Genomic DNA, 20,373 nt, shown 5'->3' on the forward strand with positions numbered 1-20,373 from the left:
CAACGGCCGGTTCAGGACGGGCGGTAGCCGAGCAGGTTGAGGGCGTACCGGCCGTAGTCGCCGGCCACCTCGGTGGCGCTCAGCGGCCCGTCGGGCCGGAACCACAGCGGGATCCCGGCGCACATCGTCAGCACGGCGGTCACCGCCTGATGCACGTGCGGAACCTCGAAGACGCCCAGCTCGACACCCTTTTCCGCGATGTCGACGAACAGCTGCTCCTGGGCGTCGCGCGAGCCCACGACCCGCTTGCGGTCCACCTCGCCCAAGTACCGCAGCTCGGTGTTCGCCACCAGGCACTCGCGCGGGTTGCGGGCGGTGAACAGCGCATGCGCCACCACTGCGGTCCGCCACTGCTCGGCGGGATCGGGGCCGGCCTTGCGCAGGGCGGTACGCGTGGCGGTGAACTGCTCGTCGCTGGCCGCGCGGAGGATCTCGACGAGCAGCTCCGACTTGTTCTCGAAGTGGTTGTAGACGTTCGCGGCGCTGCAACCAGCACGGTTGGCGATCGTGCGCATCGTGGCGCCGTGGAAACCGGCCGCGAAGAACTCGTCGAGCGCCGCGTCGAGGATCCGTTCGCGGACGCCCACCAGGGCCGTGCCCGATCGAGTGTTCATGAGGTGCAGGGTAGAGGTCCGGGTCGCGACCAGCAAGAAGGCCGTCTTGACGTGTCCATTGCGCTCCGTTTATGGTCCACCTCACATGAACATGCGTTAACCACTTCGTCGAAGGACGCACTGTGACCACCCTCCCCGATCTCACGCTCGCCGAGCGGATCGCCCGCCTCGAGGACCTCGAGGCGATCCGTTCGCTCGACGCCCGCTACTGCCGCCATCTCGACGACGGCGACTGGGACGCCCTGATGGACCTGTTCACCGACGACGGCGAGTTCGACGGCCTGTCCCGTCCCCGCGGCAAGGCCGAGATGCGCGAGTTCTTCGCCGGCCTCGCCGCCGGCGGACTGACGACGTTCTGGCACTTCATCACGAACATGGAGATCGACCTCGACCGCGACCGCGCCACCGTGCGGTCGTTCCTGTGGCAGCCCTGCGTCACCGACGGCGCCCCCGCGATCGCCGCCGGCCGCTACACCGACGAGGTCGTCAAGGTCGACGGCCGCTGGCGCTACCGGGTCAAACAGGTCCGCTTCCACTTCTTCGGCCCGCTCGAACAGGGCTGGGACGAGAACCTGTTCGCGCTCGAGACGGCGCGGCGCGCGGCGGTGCGACCGTGACCGAACTGCGCACGCAACCGACCTGGAGCGCGATGCTCGCCCTGCCCGAGGTCGTCGAACTGCGCCGCCGTCGGCGCACCGTGACCAACTCCCTCGGCGGCCTCGCGATCGTCCTCTTCGCGTCCTTCCTCGTCGGCTTCGCCTACTTCCCCGGCTTCCTCGGCGAGACCGAACTGCTCGGCGTGCCCCTCTCGCTGTGGGTCGTGTTCTCCCAGTTCGCCGGGACGTGGGTGCTCGTCTACGCCTACTTCCGGCTCACCCGCACCTACATCCAGCCCGCCGCCGACGCCGCCGTCGCGGCCGTCCTCGAGAACCAGGAGCGTGCGGCATGACCGGCGACGCCGACTACCTCGCCATCGCGATCTGCGCGGCGGTGATCTCGCTGACCCTGTGGGTCACGTTCGCCGTGTCCCGGCGGGCCCGCAGCGCCGACGGGTTCTTCGCCGCCGGCCGCTCGATCTCGAGCTGGCAGAACGGTTTCGCGATCGCCGGTGAATTCATCTCGGCCGGAAGCTTTCTCGGCACCACCGGCCTGATCTTCTACAAGGGCGTCGACGGTGCGGTCATCCTCTGCACCTCGGTGGTCTCGTTCCTGCCCGTGCTGTTCCTGCTCGCGGAGAAGATGCGCAACGTGGGCAAGTACACCCTCGCCGATGTGCTCGTGTTCCGCACCGAGGCACGCAGTGTGCGAATCGTCGTGGCACTGAGCACCATCGCCACCGGCACCTTCGTGTTGCTCGCGCAACTCGTCGCGGCCGGGGTGCTGCTCGAGTCGGTCTCCGGCATCCCGTTCTGGCTGTCCGTCATCGTCGCCGGCACCCTCATGGGCATCTACGTCTTCGTCGGCGGCATGCTCGCCACCACGTGGGTGCAGGTCATCAAGTCCACGATCCTGTCGGTCCTCGCCGTCGCGGTCGGCCTGGGCATCCTCGCGCAGTTCGGGTTCAGCTTCCCGAAGGTCCTCGACACCGCGACCGACCACGCGGTCGCGGGCGAAGCCGTCCTGTCCCCCGGCCTGATCTTCGGGCAGACCAGCGCGCTGAACCTCGTGTCGTACTCGCTGGCGTTCGCGCTCGGCACCGCGGGCATGGCGCACATCCTGATCCGCTTCTTCACCGTCCCCGAGGCGAGCACCGCCCGGCGCTCGCTGGGCTGGACCGTCGCGCTGTGCAGCATGTTCTACCTCATCGTCATCGTCATGGGCTTCGGCGCCGCCGCCCTGCTGGGCGACGAGGGCGCCGATCGGGTCGGCGCCGGGGGCAACCTCGCGGCGCCCGTGCTCGTCACCGAACTCGGTGGCGGCGTGGGCACGATCGGCGGCTCGATCGCCCTCGCGATGGTCGCGGCGGTCGCCTTCGCGAGCATCGTCGCCGTCGTCGCCGGCGTGGTGATCTCCGCCGCGGGCACCTTCGCCCGCGACATCTGGCCGGCGCTGACCCGCACGCCGCCGGTGGACGAACTCGACGTCGCGGCGCGCACACGCGAGGAGAACGCGCAGGCCCGCGTCGCCCGGTTCGGTGCCGTCGCATTCAGCGTCGTCGCAATAGTGCTGACCATGCTGATCGGTGACGACACCAACATCACCTACTTCATGGGCATGGCGTTCATGGTGGCCGGCAGCGCCCACCTGCCGTCGCTGGTGCTCAGCCTGAACTGGCGGCGCTTCAACAGCACCGGCGCCGTGTGGGGAATCCTCACCGGCCTGATCTCGACCGTCGTCAGTCTCATGTTCACCGAGGCGCTGTGGCTCGGCAGCGGACCGGCCCCCCTGACGATCCAGCTGCCGGTGATCGTCACCATGCCGCTCGGCCTGGCCGCGTGCGTCGTCGGCTCACTCGTGGCCGAGAATCGGCGCGGACGCTCCGCACACGAGGACGAGAAGTTCGCGGAGATGCTCGTGCGCGCCGAGACCGGCATCGGGGCGGAGGTCGCGACCGCCCACTGACGACGACGGGCACCCGCACCCGGGCGATGCGAGTGCGGGTGCCCGTCATGTCAGGGCAGGTCGAACAGCGTCGGATGGTCCTGCTGCGCCTGCTCCGCGAGCACCGCGCCGTGTCTCTCGCACATCTCGCGGGCGATGTGCTCGGGGCACGCGAGTTCGCGACCGATCTGCTCCCAGTCCCACCCGGACGCGTGCAGTTCCCAGGCGACGCGGCCGTCTTCGTCCCAGAGTGCCGACATGGGCCGATACTGCTCCCGGAAACCGCGAGCACCAAGGACATCCGACCGCGTGTCGCCGATCGCCGCGATTCGGCGGCGACCTCGCGCCCGAAAGTGCTTCCTGCGCGCGTCCTCACGCGCGCATCGAGCACCGCGGCGCGCGGCGCAGCGACGACTCGGCTACTCGAAGGTCATCCCCGCGTCGGCGCCCTGCTGCCTGGTGGTGTTCGCGCCGTCGAGGGATTCGCGGATGATGTCGGCGTGGCCGCTGTGGTGGGCGGTCTCCCGGATGATGTGCAGCAGCACCTTCCGGGCGCTCCACCACTGCCGCTCCGGGGCCCACGGCGCGGTCGGCAGCGGCACCGGCAGGTCGAGGTCCTCGAGGCCGGCGACGAACGCCTCCGTCTCCTTCGCGATCGCCTCGTACCGTTCGAGCAGTCCGGCGACCGTGTCGTCGTCGCGCATGAAGTACTGCTCCATCGCGGACTCCATGTCGAACTCGGCGGTGTCGTCGAGTGTGCGGATGGTGTCGATCCAGTGCTGCTCGGTGGTCGCGACGTGCCTGAGCAGCCCACCGAGGGTCAGCTCGCTGACGGTGCTGCGGGTGCGGGCCTGCTCGTCGTCGAGGTCGCGGAGGGTGATCAGGAACGTCTTCCGCTGTTCGGCCAGGATGTCGAGGATGTCGGCGCGTTCTCCGGTCGGCTCGGTCATCTCGTTTCCGCCCTTCGTGAGGTCGATTCTCCTGCTACGACGACGGTAGGCGGGAATGCGGACGAGTTCGGTCCTCGATCGGAAGTCAGGTGGCGAAGAAGACCGCGCCGGTCACCGGGACGAGGGTCAGGAACAGGACCGACAGGACGAACAGCGTGATCGTCAGCTTCCGGTTCCATCCGCCGCGGGTTCCGCTCGCGGCGAGCACGAAGAGCACGAATCCGATGCAGATGGACACGATGCCCACGATCACAGGTGTCTCGATCATCTGCTCATCATCGCGGAGGGCCGTCCCCGGCGCCGACGGGGGCGGCGCCGGGGACGGCGACGTCCCCGACGCCGGCCGCGCTCAGCCCGGGCAGTGGATGGTCACGTGGCCGCATCTGACGGACGGGCTCGCAGTGGCGGCGTTCGCGGCGCCTGCGGTACCGACGACGACGGCGAACAAGGTCGCGACGACCGCGACGGTGGTGCGGATCCGGGTCTTCATGGCAGTCTCCTGACGATGGTGCGGGACGGGGTTCGCCCATCGTCGGCCGCCGTCCGGAGCCGCGACAGGCACCCTGTGGTGCCGATGCGGCCACCCCGGATCGCCTGCGGAGCGCAGGACCACCCCGAGGCGGATCATGAAGCCATGACGACCGCCCCTTCCGCGACGACCGTTGCGACCATCGCCGAGGCCGCCGAGCGCACCGGTCTGACCACCCACACCCTCCGCTATTACGAGCGCGACGGCCTCATGCTCCGCGAGATCGGCCGTTCCTCCTCCGGCCACCGGCTCTACACCGAGGACGACCTCGCCTGGGTGGTGTTGCTGACCCGGCTGCGGGCGACGGGCATGCCGATCCGCGAGATCCGCGAGTACGCGGCCCTCTGCCGGGCCGGCAGCGGCAACGAACAGGACCGCCTCGCGCTGCTCCGCGCGCACCGGGCACGGGTGCTCACCCAGCTCGATCAGGTGACCGAGCACCTCGCCGCGATCGACGGCAAGATCGACATCTATCGCTCCCGGACGAGCGGCCTCGACGACGGACCGTGCGAGAGCGCTCGCGCTTGACTTCGAGCGCGCTCGAAGGTCTTGACTCGACGCCATGACCACGAACAACACCTCTCGGCCCCCACTCGGCACCCGCACGCTCGGCACCGCGTCGCCGCTGACGGTCTCGGCGATGGGGCTCGGATGCATGGGCATGTCCGAGTTCTACGGCGCCGGGGACGAGGCCGATGCCGTCGCCACGATTCACCGGGCCCTCGAACTCGGCGTGACGTTGCTCGACACCGCCGACATGTACGGCCCGTTCACCAACGAGAAGCTCGTCGGCCGCGCCGTCGCGGATCGCCGCGACCGCGTGGTCCTCGCGACCAAGTTCGGCAACGAGCGCGCCGAGGACGGCACCCGCCTCGGCGTCAACGGCCGGCCCGAGTACGTCCGCACGGCCTGCGACGCGTCGCTCCGCCGCCTCGGCGTCGACCACATCGATCTCTACTACCAGCACCGTGTGGACAGGACCGTGCCGATCGAGGACACCGTCGGCGCGATGGCCGAACTGGTGCAGGCCGGGAAGGTCCGCCATCTGGGTCTGTCGGAGGCATCCGCGGAGACGATCCGCCGGGCCCACGCCGTCCACCCGATCACCGCGTTGCAGACCGAGTATTCGCTGTTCACCCGCGACATCGAGGACGAGATCCTGCCGACTCTGCGTGACCTCGGCATCGGGCTCGTGCCGTATTCGCCGCTCGGGCGCGGCATCCTGACGGGCGCGATCACGGCACCGTCCGATCTCGAGAGCTCGGATTCTCGCCGCACCGCCTATTTCCCGCGATTCCAGGGTGCGGCGCTGGAGGCGAACCTGGCGCTCGTGGCCGCCGTCCGCCGCCTGGCCCGGTCCGAGAACTGCACCCCTGGTCAGCTGGCACTGGCATGGGTCCTCGCTCAGGGTGACGACGTGGTCCCCATCCCCGGGACGAAGCGGGTGCGTTTCCTCGAGGAGAACATCGCGGCCGTGGACGTGTCGCTCACCGCGGAGGTGCTGGGCGCGATCGAGTCGGCGGTGCCCCGGGAGGCGGTCGCCGGGGCGCGCTACGGGGACATGTCCAGCATCGACGCGTGAGCGACGCGTCGCCCGCCGGGGACGGGCGACGCCCACGCCGATCCTCCGTGCAAGCGATTACATCCACCCTTGACAAAGCGATGTAACCGCTTGCACAGTGGGGGGACCCCACCCCGGAGGAGGACCCATGGCGACGCTTCGCGAGGTCGCGGCGCGCGCCGGCGTCTCGACCGCCACGGTCTCCCGTGTGTTCTCCCGGCCGGAAGCGGTCAGTCCCGACACCCGCGCGAAGGTGTTCGCCGCGGCAGAGGCACTGTCCTTCACCCCGAATCCCACCGCCCGCTCGCTCGCCCTCGGCCGCACCCACAACCTGGGCTTCCTCGTCCCCGACATCCGCAATCCCGTGTTCGGTCCCGCCGTCGAAACCGCGCAGGACCGGGCGCGCAAGCGCGGCTACTCCCTCTTCGTCGCGGCGGGCGAAGGCCGGTCCGCCGACGAACTCGACCTCGTCCGGGCGATCGCCCGGCAGGTCGACGGACTGGTGCTCATCGCCCCCCGCATGTCCGACGCCGACCTCGAGGATCTCGCACGGGTCACCCCCGTCGTGCTGGTCAACCACACCTGCGGGCAGCTGCCCGCCGTGTTGCTGACCTCCGACGACGGCATGTCCCAGGCGGTGGACCACCTCGCCGACGCCGGGCACACCGCCGTCACATACCTCGGCGGTCCCGACTACTGGCTCGCCCAGCGGCGGCGCCTGACCGCCTTCACCACGGCCTGCGCCGCCCGGGGCATCACCGGCACGGTGCTCGGCCCCCTCGAGCCCGACTTCGTCGCCGCGGGCCGGAACGCGGCCGACGAACTGGTCGACGCCGGCACGACGGCCGTCGTCGCGTACAACGACCAGGCCGCCGTCGGCCTCATGCAGGGCTTCGCCGAGCACGGACTGCGCGCGGGCCGCGACTACTCGGTCGTCGGATTCGACGACTCGTGGCTCTGCGAGATGACCTCGCCGCCGCTGACCACCGTGCATCTGGCATTCGACGAGGCCGGTGTGGCGGCCATCGATCTGCTGTGCGACGTACTCGACGGAAAGACCACACCGGACGCCGGACCCGTGGAACTCGGCACCCACCTCGTCGTGCGTTCGAGCACCGTGACCGCCGGCCTGCCCGTCGGCTGACAGACCGTTTCGGGGCACTGCCTCGGAATTCGAAGAAAGCGAAGGAGATTCGTTCATGACCTCGGTGCTCGTACTCAACGGCCCCAACCTCAATCTGCTCGGCACCCGCGAGCCCGGTGTGTACGGCGCGCAGACCCTCGAGGACGTGGAGACCCTGTGCCGCAACGTCGGCAAGGAACTCGGCGTCGACATCGACTTCCGGCAGTCCAACCACGAAGGCGTCCTGATCGATGCGCTCCACGACGCGGGCGCCGCGGTCGCCCGCGGGGAATCCCTGGGCGTGGTGTTCAACGCGGGTGCCTACACGCACACCTCGGTGGCCCTGCACGATGCGATCAAGGGCGCGCACGTGCCGCTCATCGAAGTGCACATCTCCAACGTCCATGCCCGCGAGGAGTTCCGCCACCACTCCTACATCTCCCCGGTCGCCTCCGGGATCATCGTCGGCCTCGGCGTCGCCGGCTACGAATGGGCGCTGCGCGCACTCGTCGCCCAGCGCACGACGCAGGCGTAACCGGCGCCGTCACCGACCCCTCGCGCGCGTGACCCGCAGCGAGCCGTCCGAACCGATACCGCCGCGGCGAACCCGCCCCGGCGTACCGGTCCCCGATTCCGCGGTCGCCCGCCCAGGCGGCCGTCGTGGAGGAGCCCGACCATGACCCATCCCCGTCCTGGAACCAAGCGCGCCAAGGCAATTGCCACGGTGTGCCTGTCCGGCACCCTCGAGGACAAGCTCGTCGCCGCCGCCCACGCCGGCTTCGACGGCATCGAACTGTTCGAACCCGACCTGCTCGGCTCCCCGCTCACGCCCGCGGGAGTGCGCGAGCGCTGCGCCGAGCTCGGGTTGAGCATCCCGCTGTATCAGCCCTTCCGCGACTTCGAGGCCGTCCCGGCCGAGATCCACGCCCGCAACATGCGCCGCGCGCGGCACAAGTTCGACGTGATGGAACAACTCGGCACCGACCTCGTGCTGGTGTGCTCGTCGGTCTCGCCGCACACCGTCGACGACGTCGACCTCGCCGCCGCGCAGCTGCGGGAACTGGCGGATGCGGCGGCGCAGCGCGGTTTGCGGATCGCCTTCGAGGCCCTGGCGTGGGGCCGCCACGTGAACACCTGGCAGCGCTCGTGGGAGATCGTGCGCCGGGCCGACCATCCGGCCCTCGGCCTGTGTCTCGACAGCTTCCACATCTTCTCCCGCACCAAGGACGTCGCCGGCATCGCGGACATCCCGGGCGAGAAGATCTTCTTCCTGCAACTCTCCGACGCACCGGAGATGGACATGAACGTCCTGCAGTGGAGTCGCCACTACCGGGTGTTCCCGGGCGAGGGCGAGTTCGATCTCGCCGGGCTCGTCGGGCACGTCCTCGCGGCCGGTTACACCGGTCCGCTCTCGCTCGAGGTGTTCAACGACGTGTTCCGCCAGTCGGCGCCGGTGCCGACGGCGACCGACGCGATGCGCTCGCTGCTCGATCTGGAACTGCGTCTCGACGGTGACCCCGACCCGGTGCAGGTGCGTGGGCACGCGTTCACGGAGATCGGCACCCCGCCCACCGCCGCGGAGCCGGTCCGTGCGGCTCTCGCCTCGCTCGGCTTCACCCACTCGGGCCGGCATCACAGCAAGCCGGTGGAGCTGTGGGAGCAGGGGGACGCGCGGGTGCTGGTGAACACCTCGAACCCCGCCCACAGCGCGGCCGAGGGCGCGGCCGTCACGGCTCTGGGGATCGAGGTCGCGGACGTCGGCGCCGTCACCCGGCACGCCCACGAGCTGCTGGCACCGCAGCTGGCACGGGTCGTCGGCCCCGGAGAGGCACCGCTGTCCGCGGTGGTCTCCCCGGACGGCACCGCCCTGTTCCTGTCGTCCGGAGACCACGGTACCGCCGATTGGCGCAACGACTTCCGTCCCACCGGTACGACGCCGTCGACGGCGGTGGGCGTGCGGTGCACCGAGTACGTCGAGCTGACCCAGGCCTACGACCGCTTCGACGAGGCCACGCTGTTCTACCGCTCGGTGCTGGGCCTGACCGACGCCGAGTCCGCCGAATACGCGGGGCCGTTCGGCCTGGTGCGCAGCCGCGTCCTCGCCGCGGACGGCTTCGAGGTCGGCCTGGTCGCCCCCGTCCTCCGGCGCGGGGAATGGGCGCCGGGCGTGCGGCACCCCCAGCACATCGCGTTCGGCGTCGACGATGCAGTGGAATCTGCCCGCGCCCTGCGCGATTCGGGAGCGCCGGTGCTCGAGATCCCCCGCAACTACTACGACGATCTGGATGCGCGCCTGGCCCCGGATCCGGAACTACTTGCCGCCCTTCGGGAATACAACGTGCTCTACGACCGGGACGAGGACGGCGGCGAGCTGTTCCAGGTGTTCACCAAGGTCGTCAGCGCCCGGGTGTTCTTCGAACTGGTGCAGCGGCGCGGCGGCTACCGGGGTCACGGCACCGTCAACGCCCCGATCCGCATGGCCGCGCATGCGGCCGCGCGACGCTGACCGCCGCTACCGGGCCTCACCCACCGCCTGCGCGAGTGCCGCGAGGGTCTGGGCACCCGTGTAGCGCGGCTGCCAGCCGAGCTGCGTCCGGGCCTTCGTCGTGTCCATCACGACGGACGTGCGGCCGGTGTGGATCCACTCGATCATCGAGGGCATGAACGGCAGCCGCGCCACCACGGCCGACGCCGCCGTCGCGACCGCGGCGGGGACGCGGATCGGCTGGGCGCCGAGCGCGGTCGCCACCTCCGACAGCGACACCACCCCCTCCCCGGCGATGTTGTACGCGCCGGGCGGCCCGTCGGACGTCACCGCCGCGACCACGGCGCTCGCCACGTCGTCGTGGTGCACGAGCTGGAGCGGATGGCCGGGGTCGGGGAACACCGGGCGCGGGAGGGGCAGGGCACCGACGGCGTGGCGGACGGTCTCGGGCACGTGCTCGGCGAGCTGCCGCCACGGCATGGCGTCGGCCAGGGCGGTCGCGTTCGGTCCCGCGACGATGCACGGCCGCAGCACGAACACCTCGAGATCCGATCCGCGGGTGACCTCGCCGAGGACGCGCTCGAGTTCGGCCTTCTGTTCGGAGTAGTAGTGCTCGTGCGAGCCGCGGGTGGGCACGTCCTCCGAGAGCGGGGTCGGATTGTCGGGGTGATAGCCGTACGCGGCGACGGACGAGGTGTACACGAGGCGTCGCGGCCGGGCCGCGGCGACCGTGGCTTCGAAGACGTTGCGGGTGCCCGCGATGTTGATCCGGTGACTCTCGGTGCGCGAACCCATGATGACGAACGCCAAATGCACGACGACGTCGGCCTCCGCGACGAGGGCGTCGACGGCGCTGCGGTCGAGGATGTCACCCTGCCGGTACTCGGTCTTGGTCCACCCGTGTGCGGCCGGGTCGAACGGGCTTCGTGCCATGCCGAGGATCCGGTCGATGCGCGGATCCTGTTCGAGGGCCGCGACGGCGGCTCTGCCGATCTCGCCGGTAGGTCCGGTGACCGCAACTGTCGTGCCCATGAGAATCCCCTCGCTCGTGCCGTCGTCCGTGCGACCCGTACCGCGTTCCCGGGCCGGTCGAGGAGCAAACCTCCGGTCCGGCGCCTGCCATTAGACTCTCCGCGACCGTGGACAGGGGGCGAATCGTGGACGACGGTGGATCGACGCAGATCGGCGACGGGGTGTGGGCGTTCGTGCGGGCGCCGGGCGGCTGGGGCGAGGCGAACACCGGGCTCGTCGTCGATGCGGGCACGGCGTCACTGGTGGTGGACACCGCGTGGGACACCCGTCTGGCGGGCCGGATCGCGGAGGCGCAGCAGCCGCTGGTGGCGCGGGCACCGATCACCGAGGCCGTCAATACCCACTCGGACGGCGACCACTGGTGGGGCAACGACACGCTGCCGGCGGCGACCCGCATCACGACCAGTGCGGCCGCGCTGCGCGGCATGCGCGAGGATCTGCCGCCGGCCGCGGTGGCGGCGCTGGCGACGGCGGGCCGGTGGCTGGGCGCGGTGCCCGGCCGGATCGGCGCCGCGGCCGCCTACATGCGCCGGGTGCCGGGCGGCGCCCACCTGCCGTGGCGGTCGCCCCGGCTGCCCGACCACACCTTCGACACCGATCTGCGGCTCGAGGTGGGACAACGTCCGGTGATGCTGGAGCGTCTCGGGCCGTGCCACACCGCCGGAGACGCGATCGTGCACGTGCCGGACGCCGGCGTGGTCTTCGCCGGTGACCTGCTGTTCATCGGCTCGACGCCGATTCTGTGGCACGGACCGCTGGAGAACTGGATCGCCGCGATCGATCGGCTGCTGGCCCTGGACGCCGACGTCTACGTGCCGGGCCACGGGCCGCTGTGCGGACCGGACGAGATCCGCGAGTTGCGCGCCTACTGGGTGTGGCTCGAGCAGGCCGGCCGGGAACAGTACGCGCGCGGCGCCGGGCCGCTCGAGGCGGCCCGGCAGTTGGTGCGCGATCCCGAATTCGTCCGGTGGGACGACTGGATCCATCCGGAGCGGATCGTCCTGAGTCTGAGCACGCTGTTCCACGGGTGGGGCGGGCATCCCCCGGCGCCGCCCACCGTCGCGCGACGGGCCGGGGCATTCGCCGACGCCGAGACGCTGCTACGCGAGTTGTCCGTCACGCGGTGAGGATCGCGTGATCGGCACGGACGCCGGAGTTGTGTGCAGACGTGGCTACTTGCGGCCCGGCGCCCAGTTCATGCCCCAGCCGTAGGCACGATCGAGGTCGGACTGGCTGCCGTCGACGTATTCGACGAGCCGCGAGACGCTGATCTCGCGGCCGGTGTTCTGCAGCATCGCGATGGCACAGATCCGTGCACCGTTGTTCGGCGAGTCGAGGCGCACCTCGATCTGCGGCCCGGAGGGCGGCGTGAGGGTGACGACGCCGTCCACTGCCGCCCAGTTCGGGGCGCCCTCGTAGATCATCGCGAAGATCAGGATCCGGCGGAATCGTTCGGGTTGTCCCAGGTCGATGCGCATGGTCTCACCGGCGGAGACGGCGCCGGTGCGGTCGTCGCCGTCCAGCGCGATGAACGGAGGTTTCTGCAGCGCACCGAAGCTGTTGCCGAGGGCCTGGACGACACCCTTCGAGCCGTCGGCGAGCTCGTAGAGGCAGCCGAGGTCGAGGTCGACGCCGCGGCCCGCCGCGCCGCCGGTGAGCTTGGCGAGGAATCCCTTCTTCGGTGGGGTCGGGGATCCGGTCTGTGACCAGTTCAGGTTCACCAGGGTGATCCCGCTTCCGGACTTGGCGAGATCGACCGTCGGGGCTGCCTTGGTGAGGCTGATCTTGCTCGGGTCGACTCCGCCCGTGCTGTCGCCGGGGTTCTTCGGGGGCCGGGTGTAGTCGATTGCCATGGATGGAACCTTTCCCTGGATACGAAGATGGGAACCCGCGATCGCTCGAACCGATCGCAGGTTCCCATCGATGTCGTGCGGTCAGGCGGCGACCGGCGCCTTCATCTCCTGACGATTGCGCCGGATGCTGCTGGCGAATGCGGCGCCGATGAGCGCGACCCCCACCAGACCCGTGATGATCTCGTTCACGTGATGGCCGATCGAGTACAGCAGGATGAACGCGAGCGCACCGATCGCCCAGTGCGCGCCGTGCTCGAGGTAGCGGTACTCCGACAGGGTGCCCTTGCGGACGAGGAACACCGTGATCGAGCGGACGAACATCGCGCCGATGAAACCGAGGCCCAGCGCGATGATGATCGGATCGGAGGTGATCGCGAATGCGCCGATCACGCCGTCGAAGGAGAACGACGCGTCGAGCACCTCGAGGTAGAGGAACAGGAAGAAGCCCGCCTTGCCGGTGGCCTTGGCCAGCTGGCTGGGCCCGCCGGCGGTTTCTTCCTCACCCTCCTCGGGGATGTGGAACATCTCGCCGAGGCCGTTGACGGCGATGTAGGTGATCATGCCGAGTACGCCGGCGATCATCACCGTGGAGACCTTGTCCTCGGGGGCGAGGATCGTGGCGGTCAGCACGAGCAGCACCGACGCGACGACGACCTCGAGCTGGTCGAGCTTGCCGGCCCGCGCGAGCGGACGCTCGAGCCACGCGAGCCACTTGATCTCACGTTCCTCGAAGATGAAGTTCAGGAACAGCATCAGCAGGAACATGCCACCGAAGCCGGCGATCTGCGGGTGTGCCTCGGTGATGATCGTCTCGTAGCTGGGGCTTCCGTCAGGGAAGTACGCGGCGTCGTTCGGCGGTGGGTTCAGGGCGAGGTCGAGTGCCTCGACCGGACCGAGGCCGGAGGCGATCCACACGATGAGCAGCGGGAAGATCAGCCGCATACCGAACACGGCGATGAGGATGCCGATGGTGAGGAAGATCTTCTGCCAGAACTCGCTCATCCGCTGCAGCACGGTGGCGTTGATGACCGCGTTGTCGAACGAGAGCGAGACCTCGAGGACGCCGAGGATCGCGGCGAGGAACAGTGCCTGGGGTCCGCCGTAGAGGAAGGCGACCACCAGGGACACGACGGTGACGGCGAACGATATGCCGAAAATGCGCAGAACCACGAAGCGTGGCCTTTCTGTCTGGATCGGGCGGTGCAGGGTGGTTACTGCAGCAAACTATCGGTGACCCAAGGAAAGCGGCCCCCGGCGACGAAGCCGGGGGCCGGATCCGGGGTCCGGAGGAACGTCAGACGTTGACGCCGTAGTCACGGGCGATGCCCGCCAGGCCGGACGCGTAGCCCTGGCCGATGGCGCGGAACTTCCACTCCGCACCGTGCCGGTACAGCTCACCGAAGACCATGGCGGTCTCGGTGGACGCGTCCTCCGACAGGTCGTAGCGGGCCAGTTCGTTGCCGTTGGCGCGGTCGACGACGCGGATGTAGGCGTTGCGGACCTGACCGAACGACTGGCTACGGGAGTCGGCGTCGTAGATCGAGACCGGGAAGAAGATGCTCTCGATGTTCGCCGGCACGGCGGTCAGGTCGACGTTGACGACCTCGTCGTCGCCCTCGCCCTCGCCCGTGCGGTTGTCGCCGATGTGCTCGATCGAGCCGTCCGGGGACTTGAGGTTGTTGAAGAAGACGAAGTGCTGGTCCGAGACCACCTTCTTGTCGGCGCCGGTCGCGATCGCGCTGGCGTCGAGGTCGAAGTCGGCACCGGTGGTGCTGCGGATGTCCCAGCCGAGGCCGACGGCCACGGCGGTGAGGTTCGGCGCTTCCTTGGTGAGGGAAACGTTGCCGCCCTTGGTCAAGCTGACGCCCATGCGGGGTCCTTTCGATCTGTCGGTCCGGACGAGGTGCCCGGGCGGGCACGCCCGATTTGCGCGTGTCCCACCACCCTAATAGCTGATGCGCGCCCACGCCCCCGCGCTCCGCATGCACACGGGACCGAAGGGCGCGGACCAGTACCATTCGGGGCGTGGCGAGCCGATGGACGCGCCGCCTCTTCGGCGGTGGGAGCACCGACGATCCGCTGGCGCTGCGCGCCTACGACGCGATGGTCGCCGCGTTCCTCGACATGGACCGGCGCCAATCCGTCGCCGAGGCCGGAGTCACGGCCTCGCACGAACTCGCCCCGCAGCGCGGCCTGCGGCGGGAATGGGAACCCGTCCGCGAAGCGTGCTACCGCGCGGCCGAGACGTACCTGCACCTCTCCCGCACCGAACCGTCCGATCCGCTCGCCCCCGCTCCGGCCTACGAACAGGCCCTGCAGCAGATCGGTCTCGCCACCCGCACCCTCGACGAGTTCTACGACCGCCACCGCGCGCACCTCGAGCACTCGGTCGCGGTGGCCCGGACCGTGCCGCAGCTCGCCCGGCAGGTCCGTACCGAGGCGCAGGCCGCGGCGGCACTGGTGACCGCACCCGAGCATGCGGCATACGCCGACTACCCGTCCGTGCGGGCCGCGGCGGACACGCTCGACGCGGAGATCCGGGCGCTCGATTCGGCCGTGGGAACCGGGGCGGTCCGAACCGCGGCACGACGAGCCGAGGAGGCGGCGACCGCCCTGCGCCGCGCCCTCGCGCAGGCACCGGACCGAGCCGAGTCCGCCCGGAAGGCTGTGGCATCGGTCACCACCCGGCTGTCGGCGGTCCGCACCCGTGCCGAGAGCCTGGCGCCGGCGTTCTCGGCGCTGCTGCGCGAGTTCAACGCCGCCAGCTCGGCTGACCTGGCCGGCAACGAACGCGCCGCCCGCGAGTTCCTCGACCGGGCCGACGCCGACGTGTCCGCGGCGCGAACGGCAGCGGCCGCGAACCGGCCCGAACAGGCGCTGGAGCTGACCGCGGCGGCCCGGGCATCGCTCACCCAGGCCGAACGGTACGTCGACGCCGTCACCGACCGGCTGTCCGTCCTCCGCGAGGTCCGCCGTGATCCGGCCGCGAAGGTGGAGCAGGTACGGTTCCGTCTGCGCGACGCGCAACAACTCGCGGTCCAAAGGGGGTTGACCGCAGAATGGGGCTCGGTGCTCGACGCGCAGCTCGATCGGATCGACAGGGCAGTCGGTTCGCTCACCGGAGTACACCCCGACTACTGGGCGTACGTCCGGGAGCTCGACGCCGTTTCGCGCTTCATCGCCGGTGTGGTGCAACGAATGAGAGGACGAACGGACGAGGTATGAGTGGGGGAACCTTCACCGACATGCGCACGATGCATCATTTCCACCACCTCGACGGCGCGACCCGGGACACCTTGTTCCTGCATCCGCCGCAACCGTTCTCCGATGCCGACGAGCGTGAGCGGCTCGCCGTCGCGCTCGGGGCGACCCTGTACGTGCCCGCCACCCGCTCGGATCTCGCCGCCACGGTCGCGCGCCGCGGCGGGGAGGGCGTCGCCTCGATGGTGATCGACCTCGAGGACGCCGTCGCCGATCACGAGGTCGAGGACGGCCTGCGCAACGCGGTCGCCACCCTCGACGCACTCGCCGGCACCGCCGCCGCGACGATGCTGCTGTTCGTCCGGGTGCGCACCCCCGACGGTGTCGACCGCATCGCCGACACCCTGGGACCGGGCGTCGCCGCGCTGACCGGATTCGTCCTGCCCAAGTTCACCGCGGCGTCGGGTCCGGCGTTCCTCGACGCCGTGGCTGCGGCCTCGGAACGGCTGGGCAAGCCGCTGTACGCGATGCCGGTGCTCGAATCCGCCGAGCTGGTGCACCGGCAGACCCGCGACGGCGAACTCCAGCAGATCGCCGCGCTCCTCGCCGGGCACCGCGACCGCGTGCTGGCCGTGCGGATCGGCGCCACCGACATGTGCGGCACCTTCGGCATCCGCCGCGACCGCGACCTGACCATCTACGACGTGCGGGTCGTGGTCGACGTCATCGCCGACGTCGTCAACTACCTGGGCCGCACCGACGGCACCGGATTCGTCATCACCGGTCCGGTCTGGGAGTACTTCGCCGATCACGAGCGCATGTTCCGCCCGATGCTGCGGGCCACGCCGTTCGCCGAGCACGACGCGGTGCTGTTCCGGCAGCAGCTCGTCAGCCGGGATCTCGACGGCCTGCTGCGGGAGATCGCCCTGGACCGGGCGAACGGCATCCAGGGCAAGACCGTGATCCACCCCTCGCACGTGGCGGCCGTGCACGCGCTGTCCGCCGTGACGCACGAGGAGTACCACGACGCGATCGACATCCTCGGCGGTGACGCGGGCGGCGTACAGGCCTCCGGATACCGCAACAAGATGAACGAGCGGCGCCCGCACCGCACCTGGGCGGAGCAGACGTTGCTGCGCGCGTCGGTGTTCGGCGTCACCAACAAGGGAGTGACTTTCGTGGACCTGCTGACGGCACTGGTGGACCGGTGATCACCGGAGTGCGGTCGCCTTGGGCGACGGAACAGTTCGGGCTCGAGCTGCAACACCTCGCGTCGGCCACCGGCGACACCGTGCCGGACCTCGTCGTGCCGGGACTGCGCCGCAATCCTCGTCGCGCGCACCTGCTGGTCTCCACCGTCCTCGGCAAGCACATCCCCACCGAACCGGCCGCGGTGATCGGCGCGGGCGACCGGCTCGGCGATCTCGTCGCGGACCTGCTCGGCTCCGCCGCGTCCGATGCGGTGGTCCTCGGCTTCGCGGAAACCGCAACGGGACTGGGCCATTGCGTGGCGAGCCGGCTGCGGGCACGCTGCTACCTGCACTCCACCCGCCGCGACGTGCCCGGTGCCGGCACCTTCGCCGGATTCGAGGAGGGCCACTCGCACGCCACGTCGCACCTGCTCCAGCCGACGTCGCCGGGGCTGTTCGCCAACGACGCGCCGCTGGTCCTGGTGGACGACGAGATCTCCACCGGGGCAACTGCGGTCGATGCCATCCGGGCCCTGCACCGGCACAGTCCCCGCGCCCGGTACGTCGTCGCGTCGCTGGTGGACATGCGCACCGCCGAACACCGTCGCGCCGTCGCCGAAGCGGCCACCGGGCTCGGTGTCCGCATCGACCACGTGAGCCTTGCGACGGGGCACACCGTTCTTCCCGACGGACTCACCGAGCGGGTGGGCGCGCTACCGGACCCGGACCTGAATCCGGTTGCACCGGAACGTGGAACGTACACCTTCGTCACGCTGCCGTGGCCGGCGGTCGTGCCCGACGGCGGTCGGCACGGGTTCCTGCGCACCGACACCGCGGCCTTCGACACCGCGATCGACCGCGCCACCGACGCCGTGACCGCCGCCTTGTCGCCGGGGAGGCCGGTCGTCGTCGTGGGCCACGAGGAGCTGATGTACCTGCCGCTGCGCCTCGCCGACGCGCTCGCCCGCAGGGGCGTCGCCACACGATTCCAGACCACCACCCGCTCCCCCGCATACGTACGGGACGTACCCGGCTACCCCCTGCGCCGCGGATTCACCTTCACCGCACCCGAACCGGACGACGTCCCGCGCTACCTCTACAACGCGCGGTGGCCGGAGGGGGAACGCGCACAGCTGCTGCTCGTGGTGGACGCTCCCGCCGACACCGACCGTCTGCGCGCCGACGGGGGGCTGCTCGACGTGCTGACAGCCGCCGGGGAGGACGTCGTCGTGGCCGTCGTGCCCGCCACCGATCCCGCCGTGCTGCGCGCCGACCGGGAGGAACGATGACGACCCCGTTGACCGGGCCCGGCTTCGGCTCCTACGCCCCGGACGAGGTGAGCTGGCTCCTCAAGGACCTCTCACACGTCGCACTCGAGGCCGACGTCGCCGAACGCGAGCGCCGCATCCAGGCGGGCCTCGCCCACTACGCCGAGTCGCTGCCGATCGAATACCAACCCGATGCCGCCTACCGCGAGCTGTTCGACAAGGTGCTCGCCGCGACGGCGGGGCGCCTCGCGCACGCCGTCGGTACCGTGACCGAACTGCTGCTCGCCGAACGGGGCCGGGACCTGACGCTCGTATCGCTGGCCCGCGCAGGCACTCCCGTCGGGATCCTGATCCGTCGCTGGGCGCAGCGGCACCACGGGCTGAACCTGCCGCACTACGCGGTGTCGATCGTGCGGGGCCGTGGTATCGACTTCGCCGCCCTCGACCATGTGACGGCACGACACGATCCGGCCTCGGTGGTGTTCGTCGACGGCTGGACCGGCAAGGGCGCCATCGCCCGGGAACTCACGGCGGCACTGGCCGAGTACCGGGCCGCGGGCGGCCCGGAGCTTTCCGACGACCTCGCCGTGCTCGCCGACCCCGGGTACTGCGTGCGGACCTACGGCACCCGCGACGACTTCCTCATCGCCTCGGCATGCCTGAATTCCACCGTGTCCGGACTGGTTTCACGCACCGTCCTCAACGACACCCTGATCGGTCCGGGCGAGTTCCACGGCGCGAAGTTCTACGCCGAACTCGCCGGCGAGGACGTCTCGGCCGTCCTCCTCGACACCGTCGCGGCCGAGTTCGGCGACCGGGACGCCGCGGTCACCGCCGCCGGGAACATCCTGCGCTCCGATCGCACCCCCACGTGGGCGGGCTGGGAGTCGGTGGAGAAAGTGCGGGCCGAGTACGGCATCTCCACCGTCAACCACGTCAAACCCGGTGTCGGCGAGACCACCCGGGTGCTGCTGCGGCGCGTGCCGTGGCGGGTGCTGGTCCGCGAGGCCGACGCCGAGGAGCACGCGCACATCCGGATGCTCGCCGCAGCCCGCGACGTGCCGGTGGATGTCGTTCCCGACCTGGCGTATTCGTGCATGGGCCTGATCAAGGATCTGCCGTGACCACCACCCTCGTCGCCACCGACCTCGACCGCACGATGATCTACTCGCGCGCCGCGATGGGCGAATCGCCCGTCCCGGACGGCGATCTGGTGTGCGTCGAGCACTACGACGGCGCGCCCCTGTCGTACTTGACCGTCACGTCCGCGCAGGGCCTGCGCGACCTGGCCGCCGCGGCGGTGGTGGTGCCGACCACCACGCGCACCCCGGAACAGTTCCGGCGCATCGACCTGCCCGGTGCGCCGTGGCGGTACGCGATCACCAGCAACGGCGGCATGATCCTCGCCGACGGGGTACCGGACGCCGGTTGGCGGCAGGCAGTGGACACGGCCGTGCGCACCGAGGGCGCCGGACTCGACGAGGTCACCGCCGAACTGCGCCGCCGCATCTCCGACGACTGGGTGCACAAGTTCCGGGTCGCCGACGAACTGTTCTGCTATCTCGTGATCGACGTCGCCGCGCAGCCCGTCGGCTTCCTCGACGAATGGGACCACTGGTGCCGGCGCCGCGGATGGAACGCGTCTCAGCAGGGCCGCAAGCTGTACACGATGCCGTCGGCGGTGTGCAAGAGCCGCGCGGTCGCCGAGGTCCGCCGACGTCTGGTCGACGACGGCACGCTCGTCCCGGACGCCGTCGTACTCGCCGCCGGGGACGGCGCGCTCGACGCCGAGATGCTGACCGCCGCCGACGCCGCGATCCGGCCGCGCCACGGCGAACTCGAGGCGCTGGACTGGCGGCACCCGACACTGACGGTGACCCGGCAGGCGGGGATCCGGGCCGGCGAGGAGATCCTCGCCTGGTTCGCCCGATCCGCCCGGATCGGCGCGGCTTCGTACAGTGACAATGACGCCCCGCATTTCCCGAGACCGAGTTTCCCGAGACCGAGTTTCCAGTAACAGTGAGGA

Annotated in this window: 23 protein-coding genes; 14 read left to right on the forward strand and 9 right to left on the reverse strand. The window is 70.4% G+C overall.

Features of this window, described 5'->3' with window-relative positions; all coding sequences use genetic code 11:
• Window positions 1-11 precede the first annotated feature (11 nt).
• Window positions 12-614, reverse strand: coding sequence for a TetR/AcrR family transcriptional regulator (locus F1734_RS00430; RefSeq protein WP_026137610.1), 603 nt, complete (start codon window positions 612-614; stop codon window positions 12-14).
• Between the two features lie 122 nt (window positions 615-736).
• Between F1734_RS00430 and F1734_RS00435 the strand changes: the two genes are divergently transcribed.
• The 3 genes from F1734_RS00435 to F1734_RS00445 are packed head-to-tail and all read left to right on the forward strand — an operon-like array spanning window position 737 to window position 3,176.
• Window positions 737-1,231 carry a nuclear transport factor 2 family protein gene (locus F1734_RS00435; RefSeq protein ID WP_017680098.1) on the forward strand — a complete coding sequence of 165 codons (495 nt, stop codon included), beginning with the start codon at window positions 737-739 and terminating at the stop codon, window positions 1,229-1,231.
• The gene (locus F1734_RS00440; protein ID WP_017680099.1) at window positions 1,228-1,563 is read left to right on the forward strand and encodes a DUF485 domain-containing protein; all 336 of its coding nucleotides are present in this window, start codon (window positions 1,228-1,230) and stop codon (window positions 1,561-1,563) included. The genes F1734_RS00435 and F1734_RS00440 overlap by 4 nt, the downstream gene beginning before the upstream one ends.
• Window positions 1,560-3,176 (forward strand): solute symporter family protein, encoded by a 1,617-nt coding sequence (locus F1734_RS00445; protein WP_017680100.1) that lies wholly within the window; start codon window positions 1,560-1,562, stop codon window positions 3,174-3,176. Before F1734_RS00440 ends, F1734_RS00445 begins: the two co-directional genes overlap by 4 nt.
• A 50-nt stretch (window positions 3,177-3,226) precedes the next feature.
• On the opposite strand, the gene F1734_RS00450 is transcribed toward F1734_RS00445, so the two are convergent.
• The 4 genes from F1734_RS00450 to F1734_RS00465 form a co-directional block, all read right to left on the reverse strand.
• Window positions 3,227-3,415: a hypothetical protein gene (locus F1734_RS00450; protein ID WP_003938775.1), complete on the reverse strand. Its 189-nt coding sequence runs from the start codon at window positions 3,413-3,415 to the stop codon at window positions 3,227-3,229.
• 159 nt (window positions 3,416-3,574) lie between these two features.
• On the reverse strand, window positions 3,575-4,105 hold the full coding sequence (locus F1734_RS00455; protein ID WP_010594088.1) for a DinB family protein: 531 nt from the start codon (window positions 4,103-4,105) through the stop codon (window positions 3,575-3,577).
• A gap of 85 nt (window positions 4,106-4,190) precedes the next feature.
• On the reverse strand, window positions 4,191-4,373 hold the full coding sequence (locus tag F1734_RS00460) for a hypothetical protein (protein ID WP_003938777.1): 183 nt from the start codon (window positions 4,371-4,373) through the stop codon (window positions 4,191-4,193).
• A gap of 81 nt (window positions 4,374-4,454) precedes the next feature.
• The gene (locus tag F1734_RS00465) at window positions 4,455-4,595 is read right to left on the reverse strand and encodes a hypothetical protein (RefSeq protein WP_156525143.1); all 141 of its coding nucleotides are present in this window, start codon (window positions 4,593-4,595) and stop codon (window positions 4,455-4,457) included.
• A gap of 144 nt (window positions 4,596-4,739) precedes the next feature.
• Here F1734_RS00465 and F1734_RS00470 point away from each other — a divergent pair, with 144 nt between their 5' ends.
• The 5 genes from F1734_RS00470 (at window position 4,740) to F1734_RS00490 (ending at window position 9,824) form a co-directional block, all read left to right on the forward strand.
• Complete coding sequence (locus F1734_RS00470) at window positions 4,740-5,162, forward strand: MerR family transcriptional regulator (protein WP_010594089.1); 423 nt, start codon at window positions 4,740-4,742, stop codon at window positions 5,160-5,162.
• Window positions 5,163-5,274: 112 nt separating this feature from the next.
• Entirely contained in the window at window positions 5,275-6,216 is a 942-nt protein-coding gene (locus tag F1734_RS00475; RefSeq protein WP_230831592.1) for an aldo/keto reductase, read from the forward strand.
• Between the two features lie 127 nt (window positions 6,217-6,343).
• A complete protein-coding gene (locus tag F1734_RS00480) occupies window positions 6,344-7,339 on the forward strand; it encodes a LacI family DNA-binding transcriptional regulator (protein WP_010594091.1) in 996 nt (331 codons plus the stop codon).
• Window positions 7,340-7,394: 55 nt separating this feature from the next.
• Entirely contained in the window at window positions 7,395-7,853 is a 459-nt protein-coding gene (gene aroQ, locus F1734_RS00485; protein WP_003938779.1) for a type II 3-dehydroquinate dehydratase, read from the forward strand.
• Window positions 7,854-7,994: 141 nt separating this feature from the next.
• On the forward strand, window positions 7,995-9,824 hold the full coding sequence (locus F1734_RS00490) for a sugar phosphate isomerase/epimerase and 4-hydroxyphenylpyruvate domain-containing protein (protein WP_048771380.1): 1,830 nt from the start codon (window positions 7,995-7,997) through the stop codon (window positions 9,822-9,824).
• Window positions 9,825-9,830: 6 nt separating this feature from the next.
• Here the strand turns inward: F1734_RS00490 and F1734_RS00495 are convergent, their stop codons facing one another.
• Window positions 9,831-10,835, reverse strand: coding sequence for an NAD-dependent epimerase/dehydratase family protein (locus F1734_RS00495; RefSeq protein ID WP_064065633.1), 1,005 nt, complete (start codon window positions 10,833-10,835; stop codon window positions 9,831-9,833).
• 125 nt (window positions 10,836-10,960) lie between these two features.
• Between F1734_RS00495 and F1734_RS00500 the strand changes: the two genes are divergently transcribed.
• Window positions 10,961-11,962 (forward strand): MBL fold metallo-hydrolase, encoded by a 1,002-nt coding sequence (locus F1734_RS00500; protein ID WP_203011760.1) that lies wholly within the window; start codon window positions 10,961-10,963, stop codon window positions 11,960-11,962.
• Window positions 11,963-12,007: 45 nt separating this feature from the next.
• Here the strand turns inward: F1734_RS00500 and F1734_RS00505 are convergent, their stop codons facing one another.
• From F1734_RS00505 to F1734_RS00515, 3 genes are all read right to left on the reverse strand, one after another.
• The gene (locus tag F1734_RS00505; RefSeq protein WP_010594096.1) at window positions 12,008-12,688 is read right to left on the reverse strand and encodes a TerD family protein; all 681 of its coding nucleotides are present in this window, start codon (window positions 12,686-12,688) and stop codon (window positions 12,008-12,010) included.
• Window positions 12,689-12,769: 81 nt separating this feature from the next.
• Window positions 12,770-13,858, reverse strand: coding sequence for a DUF475 domain-containing protein (locus tag F1734_RS00510; RefSeq protein WP_203011222.1), 1,089 nt, complete (start codon window positions 13,856-13,858; stop codon window positions 12,770-12,772).
• A gap of 124 nt (window positions 13,859-13,982) precedes the next feature.
• Window positions 13,983-14,558 (reverse strand): TerD family protein, encoded by a 576-nt coding sequence (locus F1734_RS00515; RefSeq protein ID WP_017680109.1) that lies wholly within the window; start codon window positions 14,556-14,558, stop codon window positions 13,983-13,985.
• A 233-nt stretch (window positions 14,559-14,791) separates the two neighbouring features.
• Between F1734_RS00515 and F1734_RS00520 the strand changes: the two genes are divergently transcribed.
• The 5 genes from F1734_RS00520 to F1734_RS00540 are packed head-to-tail and all read left to right on the forward strand — an operon-like array spanning window position 14,792 to window position 20,364.
• Complete coding sequence (locus F1734_RS00520; RefSeq protein ID WP_026137611.1) at window positions 14,792-15,913, forward strand: hypothetical protein; 1,122 nt, start codon at window positions 14,792-14,794, stop codon at window positions 15,911-15,913.
• Window positions 15,910-17,100 (forward strand): HpcH/HpaI aldolase/citrate lyase family protein, encoded by a 1,191-nt coding sequence (locus tag F1734_RS00525; protein WP_238424069.1) that lies wholly within the window; start codon window positions 15,910-15,912, stop codon window positions 17,098-17,100. The genes F1734_RS00520 and F1734_RS00525 overlap by 4 nt, the downstream gene beginning before the upstream one ends.
• Window positions 17,097-18,368 carry a phosphoribosyltransferase family protein gene (locus F1734_RS00530; RefSeq protein WP_203011223.1) on the forward strand — a complete coding sequence of 424 codons (1,272 nt, stop codon included), beginning with the start codon at window positions 17,097-17,099 and terminating at the stop codon, window positions 18,366-18,368. The genes F1734_RS00525 and F1734_RS00530 overlap by 4 nt, the downstream gene beginning before the upstream one ends.
• A complete protein-coding gene (locus F1734_RS00535; protein WP_064066797.1) occupies window positions 18,365-19,471 on the forward strand; it encodes a cysteine protease StiP family protein in 1,107 nt (368 codons plus the stop codon). The genes F1734_RS00530 and F1734_RS00535 overlap by 4 nt, the downstream gene beginning before the upstream one ends.
• Before the next feature lie 35 nt (window positions 19,472-19,506).
• Window positions 19,507-20,364: an HAD family hydrolase gene (locus tag F1734_RS00540; protein ID WP_225222737.1), complete on the forward strand. Its 858-nt coding sequence runs from the start codon at window positions 19,507-19,509 to the stop codon at window positions 20,362-20,364.
• Window positions 20,365-20,373 lie beyond the last annotated feature (9 nt).

It is taken from the genome of Rhodococcus ruber, from assembly GCF_016804345.1.
Lineage (GTDB): Bacteria > Actinomycetota > Actinomycetes > Mycobacteriales > Mycobacteriaceae > Rhodococcus > Rhodococcus ruber.